Source organism: Cardiobacterium hominis, assembly GCF_900637305.1.
GTDB classification, from domain to species: domain Bacteria; phylum Pseudomonadota; class Gammaproteobacteria; order Cardiobacteriales; family Cardiobacteriaceae; genus Cardiobacterium; species Cardiobacterium hominis.
The window spans coordinates 2,075,517-2,093,930 of the sequence record NZ_LR134365.1; the positions used below are offsets into that span (position 1 = coordinate 2,075,517).

The window sequence follows — 18,414 nt, forward strand, 5'->3', positions numbered from 1 at the left end:
AGGCGCAGCGCTTCGTCGGCAGGCGCGTTCTATCAGGTGGTGTCGGCGCGTCGCTTTCTGCGAGGCAGTTTTTTCCTGTGTTCTGCTTCTGTCTGCCGTGCCTGGTATTGGTCAAAGAGGTAGCCGATGCGTTCGGCTTCGCCGGAAAACGGCACGGCGCGGTAGAGTTTTTCCACGGCTTTATCCAGGGCGCGGTGCGCTTTTTTGAGCGCGGCGGGCATGGTGTCGGGGTGGTAGAGGGCGGCGAGGGTGGCGGCGGGGTCGGTTTGGCGTTCGGCGGCGCGTGCGTCCAGCACTTTTTGCGCGAGGCGGGCGACGGTTTCGCGCTGTTTTTCATCGGTTTGGGGGAAGGGGAAGCTGTGGTACACGTTGGGCGAGTAGCTGTAATCGCTTTTCAGACGGCCTGCCATAGTGCGCATCCAGTCCATGTGCATTTCGCTGTTCAATACGCCGAAGAGGTACAAGTCGGCATCGGGAATCATGTAAATCTTGTTGCTGGCGACGGTATCGGTGGTCAAAAAATCTATCGGGATATAGCGGCGTGTTTCGGACGATACTTCGGGCACGGCGATATAGGTTTTTTCAGGCTGCCTGTTTTGGGTAAACAGGAACGGTTCGTTTGCCAGTTCGCGCACGCTGGCGGTGGGGCTTTTTTGGCGTGTGGCTTTGACGCCTTCGATGCGCGCCTTGATTTCGGGATATTTGAGAAAGCGGGCGCGTTCGGCGGCGCTGCTGTTGGCAAACCACAGGCACCAGCGCTGTTTGCCGTTAATCAGTTCTTCCGCGCCGATAAAGGGTTTGACGAAGGGGGCAAGGTCGGGATGGGCGGCAAGCAGGGTTTGGTGTTCGGCGGCGTTCAAGAGCAGGTGGCCGCCGTCCACAGGTTTGCTGCCTTGGGTCATTTTCGCCATACCTGCGGGCGGGTTGGCGCGCGAAGGAATAATCACGCTTGCGCCTGCGGTGAGGTATTGGTTGATGTTGGCGACTTCATGCTTTTCAGGCTGCCCTTTGATGTCGGGATAGTCAAACAAAAGGCGCGGGGCGCTGTTGGTTTCAGACGGCCTGCCGAAGCCGACGATGATGCAATGCACGGCGGCTTTGCCTTTGGCGGCGGATGTCCATTGGAAGGTGCGGTGCGCGAAGCGGATTTTGAAGCCTTGCGCAAACAGCCATGCCCACAGGATGCCCGCCTGCTCGCCCTGGCAGATGGAGTTGGTGGAGACAAAGGCGGTTTGGATATGCGGCTGCGCGGCCATGCGTTCGGCGGCTTTTACATACCACGCGGCAACGTAATCCATCTTGCCGAATTTGCCGTTTTTGGGGAACACGGCTTCTACATCGGCTTGCTGCGCGGTGCTGCGCCATTGGTGGCCGATAAACGGCGGATTGCCGAAGATATAGTCGGCTTGCGGCCATTCGGTGGTGAGGGCGTTGGCGTTGATGATTTCGGCGCTGTCGGCAAGCGGGATGGTGGGACGGGTTTCGCCGAAGCGTGCGGCGGTGGCGAGGTTGCATTGGTGGTCGGTGAGCCACATGGCGACTTTGGCGATTTGCGCGGGGTATTCGTCGAGCTCGATGCCGTGGAATTGGCCGATGTGGACGCGCTGCATGGTGGCGATGTCTAAAAGCTGGTTTTCGCCGTAAAGCTCGCCGATGATTTCGTCTTCGAGGCGGCGAAGTTCGCGGTAGGCGACGACGAGAAAATTGCCGCAGCCGCAGGCGGGGTCGAGGAAGCGCAGACTGGCAATTTTTTGGTGGAAGTCATCAATGGCTTTTTTGCGGTTGCCTTTGCCGCGCGTTTTGCAGGCGACTGCAAATTCGGCGCGCAGGCCGTCCATGAAGAGGCTGTTGATGACTTTGAGGATGTTGGCTTCTTCGGTGTAGTGCGCACCGGAAGCACGGCGCTCACTGTTGTCCATCACGCTCTGGAAGAGGCTGCCGAAGATTTCCGGGCTGATTTTTGCCCAGTCGCGCCGCGAGCAGGCGAGCAGGTTGTCGCGCAAGGCGGCGTCAAAGTAGAGTTCTTCCGGGGCATCGGCAAAGAGGCGGCCATTGACGTAGGGAAAGGCTTTGAGTTCGGCGTTCATGCCCTGCGGTCGCCGCGTTTCCGGGGTATTGAGCACGCGGTATATTTGGTTGAGTACGCTGCCAGTGTCGGAGCCGTCGGCGCGGGTGTGTTTTTCCAGATAGTCTTCAAACTGGTTTTTAGTGAATATCAGGGTGTCGTCGGCAAAGAAACAGAACAACAGGCGGATGAGGAATTGTTTGAGGCGGTGTTCGTCGTAGGCATTGTCGGCACGGAAGGCGCGGTAGAGTTTGCCCACGGCATTGGCGGCATCGATGTTGGCCTGTTCTTCGGCGGCTTTGAGGTCGCGGCTGATGCCGTCCATGAAGTCAAAGTTGCGGTTTTTGATTTGCTCCGGCAGGTCTTCCAGCGGGAAATCGAGGCGGCTGCCCGCTTGCAGATCGTAGAGGCGCATACGGGCAAAGTCGCAAATGATGAGGTAACGCGGTACGTCGTCCGGGTTTTCGCGGCGGATTTCGTCTACATATCCCGCCGCCTGCGCGTAGGCTTTGTCGAGGTCTTTGTGGGCGGATTTGTGTTCGCAAAGGAGGCGTCCTGCCCAGAAGACGTCGGCAAATTTGGTGGTTTTTTGCTGGCGATGGCGGATGGCGTATTCGAGGCTGGCAGTTTTGTAGCGGTCAAGGTTGAAGATACGGAAAAATTCGTCCCAGAAGGTTTTGGCTTCGGCTTCTTCGCGGGTTTCGTGCCGCCAGCGGGCGGCAAATTGTTGGGCAAGGCGGTATTTGTGTTCGTAGGTGTAGGCGGTCACGGTTTTTCCGGGTGTTTGCAGGCGGCGCGCATTTTATGGTTGGTACCGGGGGCTGCCAACTGTCCGCATGGCGGCGCGTTTTGCGGTGTGGCTTTGCCGTAGCACCAGCGCGAGCAGGGTTTGCTTAACGCTTGCCACCGCATTGCGGCTGTGGCGCGGAATGGCGCAGGCGTAGCGCAGTTGGCCGTTGATGTGCAGGCGGTAACCCAGCGGTTCGAGGGCGCGGCGGAATTCGCGCTCAAAATCGCGGATGAGGGCATAAGCCACTTTGCTGCGGTAATCTGCCGCATACAGCACCTGTTCGGTGATGAGGCGGCTCGCTGCCTGTTCGAAATCGTCTTCCGTCATGCCGTCCGCGCTCGCGACGGCGTTTTCCCAGAAACTCATGTTTTGTCCTCCTTGCTGGCGCGCAAACGGATCAGGCTAAAAGGGATGTGCGAGATGGTGGGCGACGGCTGTTCGTCTTTGCCATCGCGCCGGATGATAAAACCGCCGGGTAGCGGGCGGGGTCTGCCTGCGTGCTCGGTGGCAAGGGTGCAGAGCATCTGCAAGGCGCGCACCGCTTCAATGCTGTCAGTAGGCAATTCAGCGCTGGTCATGGCATCGCGTCCGGCAAGCTGCATGCGGACGAAGGCGGCGAGTTTGGGGAATGTCATCACGCGCCGGTTGCGTGCCTGTAAGACCAGCCGGGCATAGGCCGCCCGTTCCGGAGATATCGTCTGTGTGCGCAGTTTGCCCGGCGGCGCCTGGTAGTTTTGCTGACGGGGGCGGGCGAGGCGCTCGCCGCTGATGGCATTGCCACAGGCAAACGGCGTGCAGGCAGCCGCTTTTTCACCGTGTTTAATGACCGCTGCGACGGCATCATGAATCATTTGCCCCAGCGGTTGCGTAGCGCGCAGGCGGTAATCGAGATAGGCGAGTGCTTGCCGGTTGGCGCGGCGGATTTCGTCATCGAGGCGGTTAAGGTATTCGTCAATGCGCTGCAATTCTTCAATCTTTTGCAAATCGCGTTCAAATAGCGCTTCAGCGCGTGCCGCATTACCCGCCGCCTGTTTTTCCTGATACCAGCGCAGCAGACGTTCGCGCAGCGCTGTCTGCCGGATATAACCCAGCAGGCGGAGGATTTCCTGCCGCCGCGCCAGCGGGTGTTCGCGTGTGCGCAATTCTTTGTAATCGGCGATAAAAATGCGTTCGACGTAATCATCAAAGAAACGGCGCACAAACTCACTCGTCGCTTCAATATCGCCGATTTCACGCATCAGGTCGCGCACATTGGTGCTGGCGATGCGGATATGCTCCAACAGCGCGCGCGACTGTCTGGCAGCTTCCTGCAAGGAGGCACCGTCGGCGTTTTCGTGCAATAGCAATTTCAGGTTCGCCTCAATACTGCGGATTTTGCCGGAGACAAACTCCGGTCCGGTATGGGCAAATTCGATGAGGCGGTTCATGAAATGAGCGACCGCGGGCGGCATGGTCACCATGTCCCGCACGCCCAAGCGCTCAACCCGCAGCCAGCCGCTGTCACGCAGGCGGTTAAATACTGCATTGGCGCGGTTGGCGAGTGGGGTTGACGGCGTCGCCTCGAATTCCTCCAATACCCATTCCTGATGCTGCATTTCTTCGGCAATGTCATGGGTAATCTCGCGCATTAAAAAGCCGCTGCCTGGCGGCAACGGCGCGTCCGGGCCGAAACGTTTGTCGTAGAGGGCACAAAGCAGATGCCAATATTGCCCACGATTAGCAGACGCCAGCGGGGCAAAAATCCGCTCCGGCAGGCGCTTGAACAGGGATGGACTGCGTGCCGTCAGCTGCGTGATTGCGCTGTTCGTCTCGTCAAGCATCATGAGTACCCTCCTCCTGGAATGATTACGTCAAAACGGATTCATAACTCAGAGAAACATAGCACAAATCTTAAGCGCCCAGGGCGCAGACGGCCGCCGCTTGACCCGCCCGCGTTTTGCGCTACATTAGCGCGCTTTCTTCTCTTAAATTCATTCATCATCAGAGGCTTTCATGCTGCGTATTGTGGCGATTCTGCATAATCCCGCCGGTTCGACCGGTTTGATCGGGAAGTTTTTGGACGAACAGCCGGAGGTCGATTTCCGCGTGTTGTGTCCGCTCGCTGGCGACCCTTTGCCGGAGGCGGATACTTTTGACGCGGCGATTGTTTTCGGCGGCAAGATGAGCGCCAATGATTGTCCGGCCCTGCCGCCGCTGCTTTCGGAGCTGCTATGGATTCGCGGCATTGTGGACGCGGGCAAGCCGTTTCTGGGCATTTGTCTGGGCGCGCAGCTGCTCGCGATGGCTTATGGCGGCAAGATTACCCGCCACGCCGAGCATATTGTCGAGATTGGTTTTTATCCGCTCTATCCGACGGTGGACGGCTTTAATTCGATTTTTGCCGAGATGCCGGAGCGCTTTTTTCAGTGGCATAACGAGGGTTTTACCCTGCCGGATGGCGCGGTGAAACTGGCGGCGAGCGATGCTTTTCCCAATCAGGCGTTTTCCTTGGGCGGGCAGGCGTTCGGTTTTCAGTTTCACCCGGAGGCGACGATTGAGCAGATTCGTTATTGGCACACGCGCGACAGCGAGGAGCTGGCAAGCCCCGGCGCGCAGACAGTCACCTCGCAATGGCTCTATCAAGAGCGGCATTGCGAGGAAATCGGCGCATGGCTGCAAGGGTTTTTGGCGTTTTGGTTGAAGGGAGCGGCGTGATGTGGCGCAAATCGGATTTTATGTATGAGTTGCCGGACGAGTTAATCGCCCGCTTCCCGCTCGCCGAGCGCAGCGCGGCGCGGCTCTTGCTGGCGCGGGCGGTATCAGTGGATGAGGTCGCGCTTGCCGACCGCATGGTGCGCGATTTGCCGGATTTGCTCGAGCCCGATGATTTGCTGGTGTTCAACAACACGCGGGTGTTACCTGCGCGGCTGTTCGGGCAGAAGGAAAGCGGCGGCCGCGTCGAGATTTTGCTGGAGCGCCTGAAGAGCGCGCATGAGGCGAATGCTTATGTGCGCGCCTCGAAATCGCCGAAGGTTGGCGGGGTGATTCGCATTGGCTCGGCGGAATTGCGCGTGACCGGGCGGCATGAGGCGCTGTTTGCCCTGTATAGCGAGACGCCGTGGGCGGAGCTGCTGGCGGCGCAGGGCGAGATGCCGATTCCGCCGTATCTGGAGCGGGCGGCGCTGGAGAGCGACAAGCAGCGCTATCAGACGGTGTTTGCCAAGCACAGCGGCGCGGTCGCCGCCCCCACCGCCGGACTGCATTTTGACGAGGCCTTGCTCGCCGCCATCCGCCTGCGCGGCGTGAAGATGGCAGAGGTGACGCTGCACGTTGGCGCGGGGACGTTCCAACCAGTGCGCCACGAAAACCTCGCCGAGCACATCATGCACGAGGAATGGTTACAGGTGGGGCAAGACGTGGTTGATGCGGTCGCGGCTTGCCGTGCGCGCGGCGGGCGGGTGGTCGCCATCGGCACTACCAGTCTGCGTGCGCTGGAGTCGGCGGCGGAGGGCGGCGAACTGGCGCCGTTTAGCGGCGATACCAATCTGTTCATCACGCCGGGTTACCGTTTCCGCGTCGTCGATGCGCTGCTTACCAATTTCCATCTGCCGGAATCCACGCTGCTGATGCTGGTCAGCGCCTTTGCCGGTTACGCCAACATCCGCGCCGCCTATCAGCACGCCATCGCCGCGCGCTACCGCTTTTTCAGCTACGGCGACGCGATGTTTTTGCCGACGCGCCTCGATGTCTGATTTTGACCGCATCGGCGCGGTTTTCCTGAAAAATATTTACGCGACGACGAAAGGCCGCATCCGCCTCGCTGTGTTGCAACGCGACCTGGCGCCGCTGCTCGCCGGCGCGCCGTTGCGCATTCTGGACGTCGGCGGCGGCGCCGGACAGATGGCGCTGTGGTATGCGAGTTTAGGGCATGAAGTGGTGGTTGCCGACCGCTCGCAAGTGCTGCTCGACGAAGGGCGCGCGGCGGCACAAACGCTCGGTTTGGCGGTGGATTTCGTCCATGCCGACGCCTTTCAGCTGGCAGATGCCCTGAATGACGCGACCTTTGACCTCGTCTGCTGCCATGCCGTGCTGGAATGGGTCGAGGATGGCGTGGCGCTGCTCGCGGCGTGCGCGGCGCGGGTGCGCGCGGGCGGACATTTCTCGCTGATGTACTACAACCGCCGCGCGCTCGTCTTCGCGCAGCACGTTTTCGGCAATTTCGACTATCTTGACCGCGGCCTGCGTCCCTACCGCAAAACGGCGAAGCTCACCCCCGATTACCCGCGCGAACCGGAAAGCGTCGCCGCCTGGCTCGACGATTTGGGATTCACGCGCGTGCGCCGCTCCGCCATCCGCTGTTTTCATGACTACATGAAGCCGCACGACCGCGCCCGCCACGATGACGCCGAAATCGTCGCGCGCGAACTGGCGGTGTCGGCAAGCGAAGACTATCTGCCGGTCGCACGCTACATTCACGAATTGTGCCGCAAAACATGAACATCGCAGAAGCGGTCAAGCGCTATATGCAGAATAAAAGAATCATTCCATACACTTGCCAGCAAACGCATTTTTGACAAAAACAGGTGAGGTCGCTATAGTTGCCCTTGCCGCGAAGTAATGAACAAAAAATTACCAAACGCGATTTGATGCGAACCCGTCTGCACCGATTTACGCGGGCGACCCCGGAAAAACAAGAGGAAAAGGACATGCAAAAAACCCTACGAACCCTGAAAGTCGTCCTGATTGCCGCCCTGCTCGGCGCCAGCGCCGCCAGCAGCGCCCAACAAGGACTCTCCGAGCGCTGGCAAACCTTCGGCGCACCCGCGCCCGGCAGCGAAGCCGTGAATCCCGGCTGGGCTGGCGCGATGTTCTACCGCACGGGCGGTGGCGGCGGCGCAGCCAACATCTACGTCAACGGCGAATACCTCGCCTCGCTCCTGCCCGGCGGCTACCGCTACGCCGAACTCTGCCCCTACAACCAGCGCCTCGCCGCCGCCTACACTGGTCGTGACCGCGCCTACGGCATCAAGGCGAACGCGGGCGAGTTTTACGACCTGCCGCAAGGCCACGTCAGCTACTTCCGTGTCGTCGATACCGGCGGCGGCCCGACCCTGCAAGCGGTTGACCGCGGCACCGCCAGCGCTGAAATCAGCCAACTGCGCGAACAAACCCACACCCTGCCGCGCCTCGAACAAAACCGCAACTGCTCACCTGAACTCGTGCAGCAATACAATATTGACGTCTCCGCGCTGTTCAAATTTGACCGCTCCGACTACGCCAGCATCCTGCCGGAAGGCAAACGCCAACTGCAAGAAATCGCGGCCGCCGCCGCGCAATACCGCGACGCGACCAGCGTGATTTACATTGACGGCTACACCGACCCCGAAGGCAAACCGGCATACAACCAGCGCCTGTCACAACGCCGCGCGCAAACCGTCAAACGCGTCATGATCGAAAACGGCTTCCCCGCTGCGTCACTGAAAGCCCGTGGCCACGGCGAAAACGATCCGGTCGTCACCGGCTGCCGCAAACGCAACCCGCGTAACGCCAGCGCCCGCGCCGCCTGCGACCAACCAAACCGTCGCGTGGAAATCAAACTCTACGGCAAGAACATGCACTAAACCCTTGCCATCGAAAAAGCGCTCCGCCACAACGAGAGCGCTTTTTTTAACCCTGCCACTGGACGCCCCATGAACATCAAGAACACCATCACCCCGCCCGTCACCGACGACAACCTCCCGCCTGTCGCACCGCGCAAAAGCAAAGCGCCGCTTGTCACCCTCATCATCAGCGCCGTAGCCGTCCTCATCCTGCTGATGACGACCGGCGGCAGCATGTACACCGTGGACCAGGGCGAGCGCGGCGTCGTCCTCCATTACGGCGAAGTGAGCAAAGTCGCCGATCCGGGCCTGCATTTCAAATGGCCGTATGTGGACCGCGTCGTGCGCGTACCGACCCGCACCACCACCGGTACGATGAAAGACATCTTCGCCTACTCCAGCGACCAGCAACCGGCGCAAATCGCCCTCTCCGTCACCTTTGCCGTCACAGATGACGGCGTCGAAGACCTCTACACCCAGTTCGGCAAAATCGACAACCTCTACGAACTCGCCATCGTCCCCATCGTCAAACAAGAAATCAAAACCGTCTTCGGCCAATTCACCGCCATCCGCTCTGTACAGCACCGCGAAGAGCTGAACAACAAAACGCGCGACGCCATCGTCGGCGCACTGGCCAAATACCCCTACCTGCGCATCGAAAGCGTGCAGATTGAAAACGTCGATTTCTCCGACGCCTACGAACAAACCATCGAAGACCGCATGAAGGCGGAAGTAGAAGTCGAGCGCTACAAACAAAACCTCGAACGCGAACGCATCGAGGCGCAAATCGCCGCTACCCGCGCCCAAGGCCAGGCGGACGCGCAAATCAAGGCGGCAGAAGCGGAGGCGAAAGCCATCGAATTACGCTCCAAAGCCGAAGCCGATTCCATCAACACCAAAGGCGAAGCGCTGCGCAAAAATCCGGAAATTATCCGCCTCATCCAGACAGAAAAATGGAACGGCATCCTGCCGCAAACCATGCTGCCAAACAGCACCGTGCCGATGCTGGAACTGCCCGCACCGCGCACCGATACCCCCTGAACCGCCCCGCAGAAAAAACATTAACGCTACGGCAAACTTCGCTTAATATAGCCGCTCCCACAGCCTGTTCAACAGACGACGTGAGACGCAAGGACGGCGCACACGCGCTCCTTCGCTCCGCCTCGGTTGCGCAGGCTTTTTTTAACCCCGAAACCCAGGAGATCCCATGTACGAGACCTTCATCGTTTTAGACAGCGCGCAGCAAGTCCTCGCGAAGATGCCCGCGCCGCCGCCCACCCCGCTGATTACCGGCGACGCCGTTTCTTTTGGCGTGCTGATGGGCGTGCTCGGCCTGATTTTTTACACCAGTTCACGCAAAAGCGGTTTCTGGGCGAAATTTTATTCGCATATTCCGGCGCTGCTGCTCTGCTATTTCGTGCCGGGGCTGCTCAGCACCTTCCACATCATCGGCGAAGAAAGCGCGAGCCACATTTACCACATCGCCTCGCGCTATCTGCTGCCGGCGGCGCTGTTCCTCCTCACCCTCTCCATTGATATCCAAAAAATCATCGGCCTCGGCTGGAAAGCGCTGGCGATGTTCTTCGCCGCCACCGTCGGCGTTATGCTCGGCGGGCCGTTTGCCGTTTGGCTCTTCAGCATCATCAACCCCGAATGGGTCGCGGGCGATTTGTGGAAAGGTTTTTCCACCGTCGCCGGCAGCTGGATTGGCGGCGGCGCCAACCAGACGGCGATGAAAGAGTTGTATCACGTCAATGACACCCTCTTTGGCACGATGGTCGTGGTGGACGTTATCGTCGCCGAGTTCTGGATGATCGGCCTGCTGTTCATGGCGAAAAAGGCGGAAAGCGTGGACCGCTGGCTGAAAGCGGACACCAGCGCCATTGACACGCTGAAACACACCGTCGAGAAATACGCGCGCGAGAACGAGCGCATTCCGTCGCTCGCCGATTTGATGATTATCCTCGGCATCGCCTTCGCCGTGGTCGGCGCCAGCCATTTCTTTGGCGACCACATCGCCGCCTGGTTCAAGCAGTTCCCGTGGGCGAAAAGCTACAGCCTGAACAGCGCCTTCCTCTGGCTGGTGATGCTCGCCACCGTTTTCGGCATCCTCTTTTCCTTCACCCGCGCGCGTGAACTGGAACACGCGGGCGGCTCGCGCCTCGGCTCCGTCTTCATCTACATCCTCGTCGGCTCGATCGGCATGCAGATGGAGCTGGACAAAATCTTCGACAACTTCGGCGTCATCATGGTCGGCGTGGTCTGGATGCTCTTCCACATCGCCTTTATCTTCATCGTCGCGAAAATCATCCGCGCACCGAGCTTCTTCCTCGCCGTCGGCTCCAAGGCAAATATCGGCGGCGCGGCCTCTGCACCGGTGGTTGCGGCTGCTTTCCACCCGTCGCTTGCTCCGGTCGGCGTGCTGCTCGCCATTTTGGGCTATGCCATCGGCACCGCTGGCGGCTATCTCACCGGCGAGATGATGCGCCTGATTGTTGGCGGTTAAATCGTCCGAAAAAGAAAACCGCCCCGAGGGGCGGTTTTCTTATGGCGCACGCAACCTTTTCCATTTACGGATTTTACTGCGGAAGGTTTTAAATGGCGCGGCGGTATTGATATGCAGCCATTTCCATACTGGCCAATTCGCGGGTGTAGAAGATGCCCATTGCCGTTTGCCCGGTGTAAACAAAGTTTCTTCGTCCAGTGCGTCAATGAGGGCAACGATAGCCGTGACGTTTTCTGTAAATTGTTTTTGTAATGCGCTTAATGATTGCTAGGCATAAGTCCGGTAAAAATATTGATAGAGTCCGCCAAGCTGATTCCATTTGTAATCAGGATGTGGGGTAATCACGCTTTTTCCTTGCCGGTTCGCCGCTTCCCATTGCTGAATCAGCTGCATCCAGCCGATTTGATAGGCAAGCATTTGTGCGGGTGTTCTCTCTACACCTTCTAATAACAAATCCTTGTCAGCTTCAGCGACCGTTTGAAATTCATCGCAAAAGCGCTTGGCGTGTAATTCGATTTCGGTGATAAGCGCAGCTTTATGGGCGTAAGTTTGCATATTTATTTCCTGATACGTTAAGACCCCGCCAGAGCGGGGTCTTTTTTCACCAGTTTCAAGCATTAGCGATGCTCGCTGATTTTTTCCTTGTGCTTGCGAATCTGCTTGTCCAGCACGTCTGCCAATAAATCAATAGCGGCGTACATGTCTTCGTGCGAGGCGTCGCCGTGAATGGTTTTGCCGGAGGCGAGGTGCAGCGTCGCTTCGGCAAATTTCAGATGGTTTTCGGCGCGCAGGGTGATTTGCGCACTGGTAATTTGCTGTATTTCCAGTTTGCCGAGTTTTTCTTCTACATAACTCCGAACTGCATCGCTGATATCGAGATGTTTGCCGGTGATGTTGTAGTTCATCATCCACTCCTTTTTGCTTGGGTTAATGGGCGATTCGTACCGTAGCAAATCGCCCCCGCCCCTGCAAGTATTTCAGAAAATTCCTTTGAGCCACGTGATTTGCGTACCGTCAATGCAAATGGCATCAAAGCGGCAATCCGGCGGCTGCGGGTGGTGTTGCTGTAAATAAGCAAGCGCGGTTTTGCGGATTTTCGCCTGTTTGCCGGGCGTGATGCTGGCGGCGGCGCTGACCTGGCTGCCTGCGCGGCGCGAGCGCACTTCGACGAATACCAATACCGCGCCATCGCGGGCGATGAGGTCGATTTCGCCGTAACGGGAGCGGATGTTGTTCGCTACAATGGAAAGCCCCTGCGCCTTGAGGTAAGCGGCAGCGCGGCGTTCGCCCGCCTGGCCGCGCAAGAGATGCGGCGCGAGTTTTTTGAAGAACATGAGGTGTTTGATGAGTGGTGTGTTGTTTGTGGTGGCGACGCCGATTGGTAATCTGGAAGATGTGAGCCGGCGCGCGCTCGCGGTGCTTGCGGCGGCGGACATTATAGCCTGCGAGGATACGCGCCACAGCCGCCGCCTGCTGGACGCTTACGGCATCGACCGCCCGCTTTTGCCGCTGCATCAGCACAATGAACGCGGCGCGGCGCAGGCGCTGTTGCAGCGTTTGCAGGAAGGCGCGAATGTGGCGCTGGTGAGCGATGCCGGCACGCCGCTCGTCTCCGACCCCGGCGCACTGCTGACGCGCCTCGCGCATGAGGCGGGCATCCGCATCTGCCCGGTGCCGGGGGCGAGCAGCGTGATGGCGGCGCTGTCGGCAAGCGGCCTGCCTGCCGACCGTTTCCAGTTCGCGGGCTTCATTCCGGCGAAAGCGGGCGAACGGCAGCGCTTTTTCGCGGAATTTGCCGCGGCGGCGCAGACGACGATTTTTTTTGAAACGCCGCACCGCATTGCCGAATCGCTGGCGGCGATGGCGGAAATTTTTGACGGCGCACGCCGCCTGTTGGTCGCGCGCGAGCTGACCAAGCAGTTCGAGCAGATTGCCCTGCTAACCGTCGCCAGCGCCCCCGCGTGGCTTGCAGAAGATGACAACCGCCAGCGCGGCGAGTTCGTGCTGCTGCTGGAAGCGGCGGCAGCACAGGAAGCCGCCGACTGGCAACCGCTGGCCGAGGATTTGCGCGCAGCGGGGCTGTCGGCGAAAGATACCGCCGCGCTGGTTGCCAAACACACCGGCGCGAACAAGAAGGCGGTCTACCAATATTTGCTGGATAATCAGGCAAACCGCCCGCGTTAACCATTTCTTCACAAAAACCGCTTGATTTTGGTTTTCTGACCCGCACATCGGCGTTATCCATTTTCAACCAGAGGAAAAACCATGCAAGCCTTTACCTCGCGCTTCCAGGAAGCGCTGCAAACCGCGCAGTCCATTGCCGTCGGCAAGGACAGCAATTACATCGAACCGGCGCACGTCTTTCTCGCCCTCTTGCGGCAGGAAGGCGGCGCGGCGGCATCCATCCTGCGCCAAGCGGGTGCGGACGTCGGCACCTTGCGCGCGCAAGTCGAGCAAATCGTCAATGACTTGCCGCGCGTGGCGAACGCCACCGGCCAGGTGAACATCTCGCCCGACACCTCGCGCCTCTTGAATCTCTGCGACAAATACGCGCAGCAAAACGGCGACAAATTCATCTCCTCCGAACTGTTCCTGCTCGCCGCCTGCGAAGATTCCGGCGCGCTCGGCAAGGCGCTGAAAGCGGCGGGCGTGCAGAAAGCCAAGCTGCAACAAATCATCGACCAACTGCGCGGCGGCGAACCCGTCACCGACGAAGCCGCCGAAGACAAACGCGAGGCGCTGAAAAAATACACCATTGACGTCACCGCGCGCGCCGAGCAGGGCAAGATTGACCCGGTGATTGGCCGCGACGAAGAAATCCGCCGTGCCATGCAAATCCTGCAACGGCGCAACAAAAACAACCCCGTCCTCATCGGCGAGCCGGGGGTGGGCAAAACCGCCATCGTGGAAGGCTTGGCGCAGCGCATCGTCAATGGCGAAGTGCCGGAAAGCCTGAAAGGCAAGCGCCTGCTCTCGCTGGATCTTGCCGCGCTGCTCGCGGGCACCAAATACCGCGGCGAATTTGAAGAGCGGCTGAAAGCGGTGCTGACCGACATCGAAAAAGCCAACGGACAAATCATCCTTTTCATCGACGAAATTCACACCATGGTCGGCGCGGGCAAAACCGAAGGCTCAATGGACGCCGGCAATATGCTCAAACCCGCCCTGGCGCGCGGCGAACTGCACTGCATCGGCGCAACGACGCTGGACGAATACCGCCAATACATGGAAAAAGACGCCGCGCTGGAGCGCCGTTTCCAAAAAGTGATGGTGGAAGAGCCGACGGTGGAAGACACCATCGCCATCCTGCGCGGCCTGCAAGAGCGCTACGAAGTGCACCACGGCATCGACATTACCGACCCCGCGCTGGTCGCCGCTGCCGTCCTTTCCAACCGCTACATCACCAACCGCCAGCTGCCGGACAAAGCCATCGACCTCATCGACGAAGCTGCTGCGCAAATCCGCATGGAGCTCGATAGCAAACCGGAGACGATGGACCGCATCGACCGCCGCCTCATCCAGCTCAAAATGGAGCGGTTGGCGCTGGAAAAAGAACACGACGACGCCTCGAAAAAACGCCTCGCCGACCTGCAAGACGAAATCGACAAACTGGAAAAAGAATACGCCGACCTCGAAGAAGTCTGGCAGGCAGAAAAAGCGACCATTCAGGGCAGCGCCGGCATCAAAGAAGAAATCGACCGCCTGCGGGTGGAGCTGGAAGCGGCGAAACGGCGTGGCGACTACGCGGCGATGAGCGAAATCCAGTACGGCAAAATACCGGCGCTGGAAAAACAACTGGCGCACAGCGAAACCGCCGCCGCCAAGCCGCAGCACACCTTGGTGCGCAGCGAAGTCACCGAAGAAGAAATCGCGCAAATCGTCTCGCGCTGGACGGGCATCCCCGTCGCCAAAATGCTCGAAAGCGAAAAAGAAAAACTGCTGGCGCTGGAAAGCGCACTCGGCGCGCGCGTTGTCGGACAAGAAACGGCGGTAGAAGCGGTGGCAAACGCCATCCGCCGTAACCGCGCAGGCCTCTCCGACCCGAACCGCCCCATCGGCTCGTTCCTCTTCCTCGGGCCCACCGGCGTCGGCAAAACCGAACTGTGCCGCACCCTCGCCGCCTTCCTCTTTGACAGCGACGAAGCCATGGTGCGCATCGACATGAGCGAATTCATGGAAAAACACAGCGTTGCCCGCCTGATTGGCGCGCCCCCCGGCTACGTCGGCTACGACCAGGGCGGTTACCTCACCGAAGCCGTGCGCCGCCGCCCGTACTCGGTAGTCCTGTTCGACGAAATCGAAAAAGCGCACGCCGACGTCTTCAACGTCCTGCTGCAAGTGCTGGACGACGGCCGCCTTACCGATGGCCAGGGGCGCACCGTGGATTTCCGCAACACCGTCATCATCATGACCTCCAACCTCGGCTCGCACCTCATCCAGGAAATGAACTACGACGACTACGAGGCGATGAAACTGGCGGTGATGGAAATCGTCAGCGCGCACTTCCGCCCGGAATTCATCAACCGCATCGACGAAACCGTAGTCTTCCACGCACTCGGCAAAGAGCACATGCAGGGCATCGCCACCATCCAGCTGGCACGCCTGCGCAAACGCCTCGCCGAACGCGAACTGGGACTGGAGATCAGCCCGGCAGCGCTGGCGCAACTGGTGGAAGTCGGCTACGACCCGGTATTCGGCGCGCGCCCGCTGAAACGCGCCATCCAGACCCATCTGGAAAACCCGCTGGCACAGCGCATCCTCGCCGGCGACTTCCTCCCCGGCAGCACCGTGCATGTGGACTATAAAGACGGCGAAGGCTTTACCTTCCGCGCCTGATTTATCCGCCCACAAGAAAACCCGCCGCAAGGCGGGTTTATATTTAGCGGTTACAATGCCAAAAATAGCGTCTTTTAAAATATTCTGTAGTACAATGGACAAGAACACCTTCATTTACAGGGAATCAGGATGAACACTTATCGTAAAGCCATTTTAATACTGCTATCACTGGCATTTTTAATCAACCCGCTTCACCTATCTGCAAATACAGACGTAGCCAATGATTGGGCACTTGAGGGAATATCAAGAGTAGGTGCAACAAGCATTTATACAGGCATCAAACATACTGCCAACGGATCTTATAGAAGTACTGTCAAAATCACACCTAATATCGCTAACATCACCAAATTTGTAGGGCGAACCGGTTTGCTTGCTATAGTAGGGTTAGCCATAAAAGGATTAGTGGGTCTGGTGGATTATGTGATGGATCCGGAAAATAATCGTGTCAAGATTACAAAAAACACGGGATTATGGACGGATCATGATAGAGAAATAGTAGGCAATGTTGCGACTGTTGGACGCTATGAATGTGCAAAACCGCATGGATGGGGCGGTGGTGGCGGTCCTATAGTTAGGGACTATACCCATTTAGGATATGCGTATGTAAAATGCAATAACGGCTACGGATTTATCCGAATGCACCAAGAAGAGGAAACGCTCACGTTCGACCAATTGGCAGATCAAGTCTTTAAAAACGCGCAAGCCGGGCAGCCAGAAGCGATTGCGGCAATCGGGGAAATTGCAGATGCACAAGCAACCTTACAATGGCTGGCGACCAACTGGGAACGCAACAAAAGACCACTAGAAAAAACCAACGCTCAGAACAGAGTCAGCCCAACAGCGATCGCCTTAAGCCAAGCGCATCATTCTGGGAGAAAATATGGAGGGAACTGTACGCCGAAAGAATTCAACGAGCTGGAAGCAATAAAGAAAAAAAATTGTTCCGAGTCAGGACCAATTAGTTGCTCAAGGTTTTTGTCAGATGAAGAAATAGGTCGTCGTACTAAGTTTTTACAACAATGCGCCCTTGCGCGCACCACAATTAACAATAAATGCTTTGCCGGTGGGGACGAAAATCATAGAAAAGAAGCAAGTAACTATTGGGAATCCTATACCGACTGCTTCAAAATATTACAAAATAGACGGAATTATCGATGAAAAATATAGCCCCATTCAATCAAATATCATCTATAGAAAAAGTCATAAAGAAATATTTTCCAAGTAATGAAAAATTACATAGCCTGACAGAAGATGAAGTTGCCATGTGCGGCGCCGCCCATGATGTAGATATCATGTATATGTTTAATGACAGAACCTGGCTTGACGTCTGGAATGATTCTGATGCTTTTTGGATAGACCATATGATACGTATGTTTTTTTACTCCTTAACGATACCAGCTGAATATTACAGAGAAATAAATAATTATCCAAAAATCTGCAGCGAAGAAAATGAGAATAATGTCCGCTTTCTTTTAACCGGACTGCTTTACATGTGTACGGTAGCAGGCTTTAATGATAAATCTTCCCCACCGCGAGCCTCTTATTCTATTTTGAATCACTTGGATCCCAAAAAACCTTATGAAACATATGATGGATATATTGATCCAATTAAAGATTTCTTCCCTTCATTGATAGAGAAATACACATCAGAGCAGTTGTTTTTGCTCTCTATTCTGTTTATGGAATTACCCAAACATGCTGATATAAGTGAACTGGGTAAGAAATATTGGACATGGATTTATGAAAATACCGATGATGATATCCGTGAGAAAATCATGAAAGAGTTTGAAGAAAAATCATAATCATGATCTTATAAACGCTCCACCAGCGCAACGGCGCACATAATTTTCTGCAAGACTCTCATCATATATACCGTCCTCCCAAAACCAAGGCTCATCTAAGAGCCGGTTCGAAATTTTTTGAGTCACAAGCTTAAGAATGCCAAGCATATAAATTGCAAGCTGGTATTGAGCTTTCGCTCGTAGTTCTTCCATAGTCGCCGGTTCTTCTCCAGCTAGGCAAAACTGCGTTCCACTACACAGCATTTTGGCATCCCCTTGAACTTATGCAGCTAGCTGCATTTGCCTATCTGCACTTCGAACTCCCCCTGCTCAGCGCTGCACCCCCTTCGGCAAACGGTTTGTCCGTATATCCTATCGCATAACAACATCTTTAATTTCCGTCAGATTTTCCTTGTTCTCTTGCGACATTACCAAAGCACCTACGTGGTCACCTACATCTATTGCGTACGACAAACCCTACGTATATACCGCATATGCTGTTTGATGCAGTACCTTCGTCCATATCATAGCCTTTCTCCTGCGCACTGTGCTCCTTTAACGCTTTGTACGTCTATTATCAGGAAGCTCGTCGCGGCTTGACGCTCCGCTTTTTCTCGTGTTGCACTGACCAGATTTTTTATACCTGCTCAAGCAGACTGCCACTCTCACGGGGTTCGCTCTAGATAATGTGCGAATGTGTTCGAACTGTTCGCGGTTGATGTTTCTGGGATATGTTTTTCTCATCCGGTTATTTTCTCAATATCTTGCTGAGATTTTGAACAGTCTCTAAGGCGCACCCCGCAACATCCATCGTGCATCGCCCCTGAAATAACGCTAGAATCCCGCGCTTTCTCCAA

15 protein-coding genes and 2 pseudogenes are annotated in these 18,414 nt (G+C 57.1%); 10 read left to right on the forward strand and 7 right to left on the reverse strand.

Annotation, left to right across the window (positions count from 1 at the left end; genetic code table 11):
* Positions 1-32: 32 nt before the first annotated feature.
* From EL199_RS10120 to EL199_RS10130, 3 genes are read right to left on the reverse strand one after another with little or no spacing between them, the layout of a single operon-like run.
* Entirely contained in the window at positions 33-2,834 is a 2,802-nt protein-coding gene (locus EL199_RS10120; protein WP_004141718.1) for a class I SAM-dependent DNA methyltransferase, read from the reverse strand.
* 33 nt (positions 2,835-2,867) lie between these two features.
* A complete protein-coding gene (locus tag EL199_RS10125) occupies positions 2,868-3,221 on the reverse strand; it encodes a DUF4194 domain-containing protein (RefSeq protein ID WP_004141717.1) in 354 nt (117 codons plus the stop codon).
* Positions 3,218-4,678, reverse strand: a complete 1,461-nt coding sequence (locus EL199_RS10130) for a Wadjet anti-phage system protein JetA family protein (RefSeq protein ID WP_004141716.1) — start codon at positions 4,676-4,678, stop codon at positions 3,218-3,220. The genes EL199_RS10125 and EL199_RS10130 overlap by 4 nt, the downstream gene beginning before the upstream one ends.
* 169 nt (positions 4,679-4,847) lie before the next feature.
* Between EL199_RS10130 and EL199_RS10135 the strand changes: the two genes are divergently transcribed.
* The 6 genes from EL199_RS10135 to EL199_RS10160 all read left to right on the forward strand — a co-directional run bounded on the left by EL199_RS10135 (position 4,848) and on the right by EL199_RS10160 (position 10,940).
* Positions 4,848-5,549, forward strand: coding sequence for a GMP synthase (locus EL199_RS10135; RefSeq protein ID WP_004141715.1), 702 nt, complete (start codon positions 4,848-4,850; stop codon positions 5,547-5,549).
* Entirely contained in the window at positions 5,504-6,586 is a 1,083-nt protein-coding gene (gene queA / locus EL199_RS10140) for a tRNA preQ1(34) S-adenosylmethionine ribosyltransferase-isomerase QueA (protein ID WP_126316072.1), read from the forward strand. The genes EL199_RS10135 and queA overlap by 46 nt, the downstream gene beginning before the upstream one ends.
* Positions 6,579-7,331, forward strand: coding sequence for a methyltransferase domain-containing protein (locus EL199_RS10145; RefSeq protein WP_004141713.1), 753 nt, complete (start codon positions 6,579-6,581; stop codon positions 7,329-7,331). Before queA ends, EL199_RS10145 begins: the two co-directional genes overlap by 8 nt.
* A gap of 209 nt (positions 7,332-7,540) precedes the next feature.
* The gene (locus EL199_RS10150; protein WP_126316073.1) at positions 7,541-8,455 is read left to right on the forward strand and encodes an OmpA family protein; all 915 of its coding nucleotides are present in this window, start codon (positions 7,541-7,543) and stop codon (positions 8,453-8,455) included.
* A gap of 69 nt (positions 8,456-8,524) precedes the next feature.
* Positions 8,525-9,475, forward strand: coding sequence for a prohibitin family protein (locus EL199_RS10155; protein ID WP_004141704.1), 951 nt, complete (start codon positions 8,525-8,527; stop codon positions 9,473-9,475).
* 166 nt (positions 9,476-9,641) lie between these two features.
* On the forward strand, positions 9,642-10,940 hold the full coding sequence (locus EL199_RS10160; RefSeq protein ID WP_004141702.1) for a DUF819 family protein: 1,299 nt from the start codon (positions 9,642-9,644) through the stop codon (positions 10,938-10,940).
* Between the two features lie 39 nt (positions 10,941-10,979).
* On the opposite strand, the pseudogene EL199_RS13350 reads toward EL199_RS10160, so the two are convergent.
* From EL199_RS13350 to EL199_RS10175, 3 genes and pseudogenes are all read right to left on the reverse strand, one after another.
* Positions 10,980-11,558 (reverse strand): annotated as a pseudogene (locus tag EL199_RS13350) (ClbS/DfsB family four-helix bundle protein).
* Positions 11,558-11,845 (reverse strand): ribosome hibernation-promoting factor, HPF/YfiA family, encoded by a 288-nt coding sequence (hpf, locus tag EL199_RS10170; protein WP_040355508.1) that lies wholly within the window; start codon positions 11,843-11,845, stop codon positions 11,558-11,560. The pseudogene EL199_RS13350 and the gene hpf overlap by 1 nt, the downstream one beginning before the upstream one ends.
* Positions 11,846-11,917: 72 nt before the next feature.
* The gene (locus EL199_RS10175; RefSeq protein WP_004141694.1) at positions 11,918-12,274 is read right to left on the reverse strand and encodes a YraN family protein; all 357 of its coding nucleotides are present in this window, start codon (positions 12,272-12,274) and stop codon (positions 11,918-11,920) included.
* 10 nt (positions 12,275-12,284) lie between these two features.
* Here EL199_RS10175 and rsmI point away from each other — a divergent pair, with 10 nt between their 5' ends.
* The 4 genes from rsmI to EL199_RS10195 all read left to right on the forward strand — a co-directional run bounded on the left by rsmI (position 12,285) and on the right by EL199_RS10195 (position 17,578).
* On the forward strand, positions 12,285-13,124 hold the full coding sequence (gene rsmI, locus EL199_RS10180) for a 16S rRNA (cytidine(1402)-2'-O)-methyltransferase (RefSeq protein WP_040355507.1): 840 nt from the start codon (positions 12,285-12,287) through the stop codon (positions 13,122-13,124).
* Between the two features lie 81 nt (positions 13,125-13,205).
* On the forward strand, positions 13,206-15,776 hold the full coding sequence (gene clpB / locus EL199_RS10185; protein ID WP_004141690.1) for an ATP-dependent chaperone ClpB: 2,571 nt from the start codon (positions 13,206-13,208) through the stop codon (positions 15,774-15,776).
* Between the two features lie 129 nt (positions 15,777-15,905).
* A complete protein-coding gene (locus EL199_RS10190; protein ID WP_004141688.1) occupies positions 15,906-16,934 on the forward strand; it encodes an urease-associated protein in 1,029 nt (342 codons plus the stop codon).
* Entirely contained in the window at positions 16,931-17,578 is a 648-nt protein-coding gene (locus tag EL199_RS10195) for a hypothetical protein (protein ID WP_004141686.1), read from the forward strand. The genes EL199_RS10190 and EL199_RS10195 overlap by 4 nt, the downstream gene beginning before the upstream one ends.
* 122 nt (positions 17,579-17,700) lie before the next feature.
* Here the strand turns inward: EL199_RS10195 and EL199_RS10200 are convergent.
* A pseudogene (locus EL199_RS10200) lies at positions 17,701-18,301 on the reverse strand (IS5/IS1182 family transposase).
* Between the last annotated feature and the right edge of the window lie 113 nt (positions 18,302-18,414).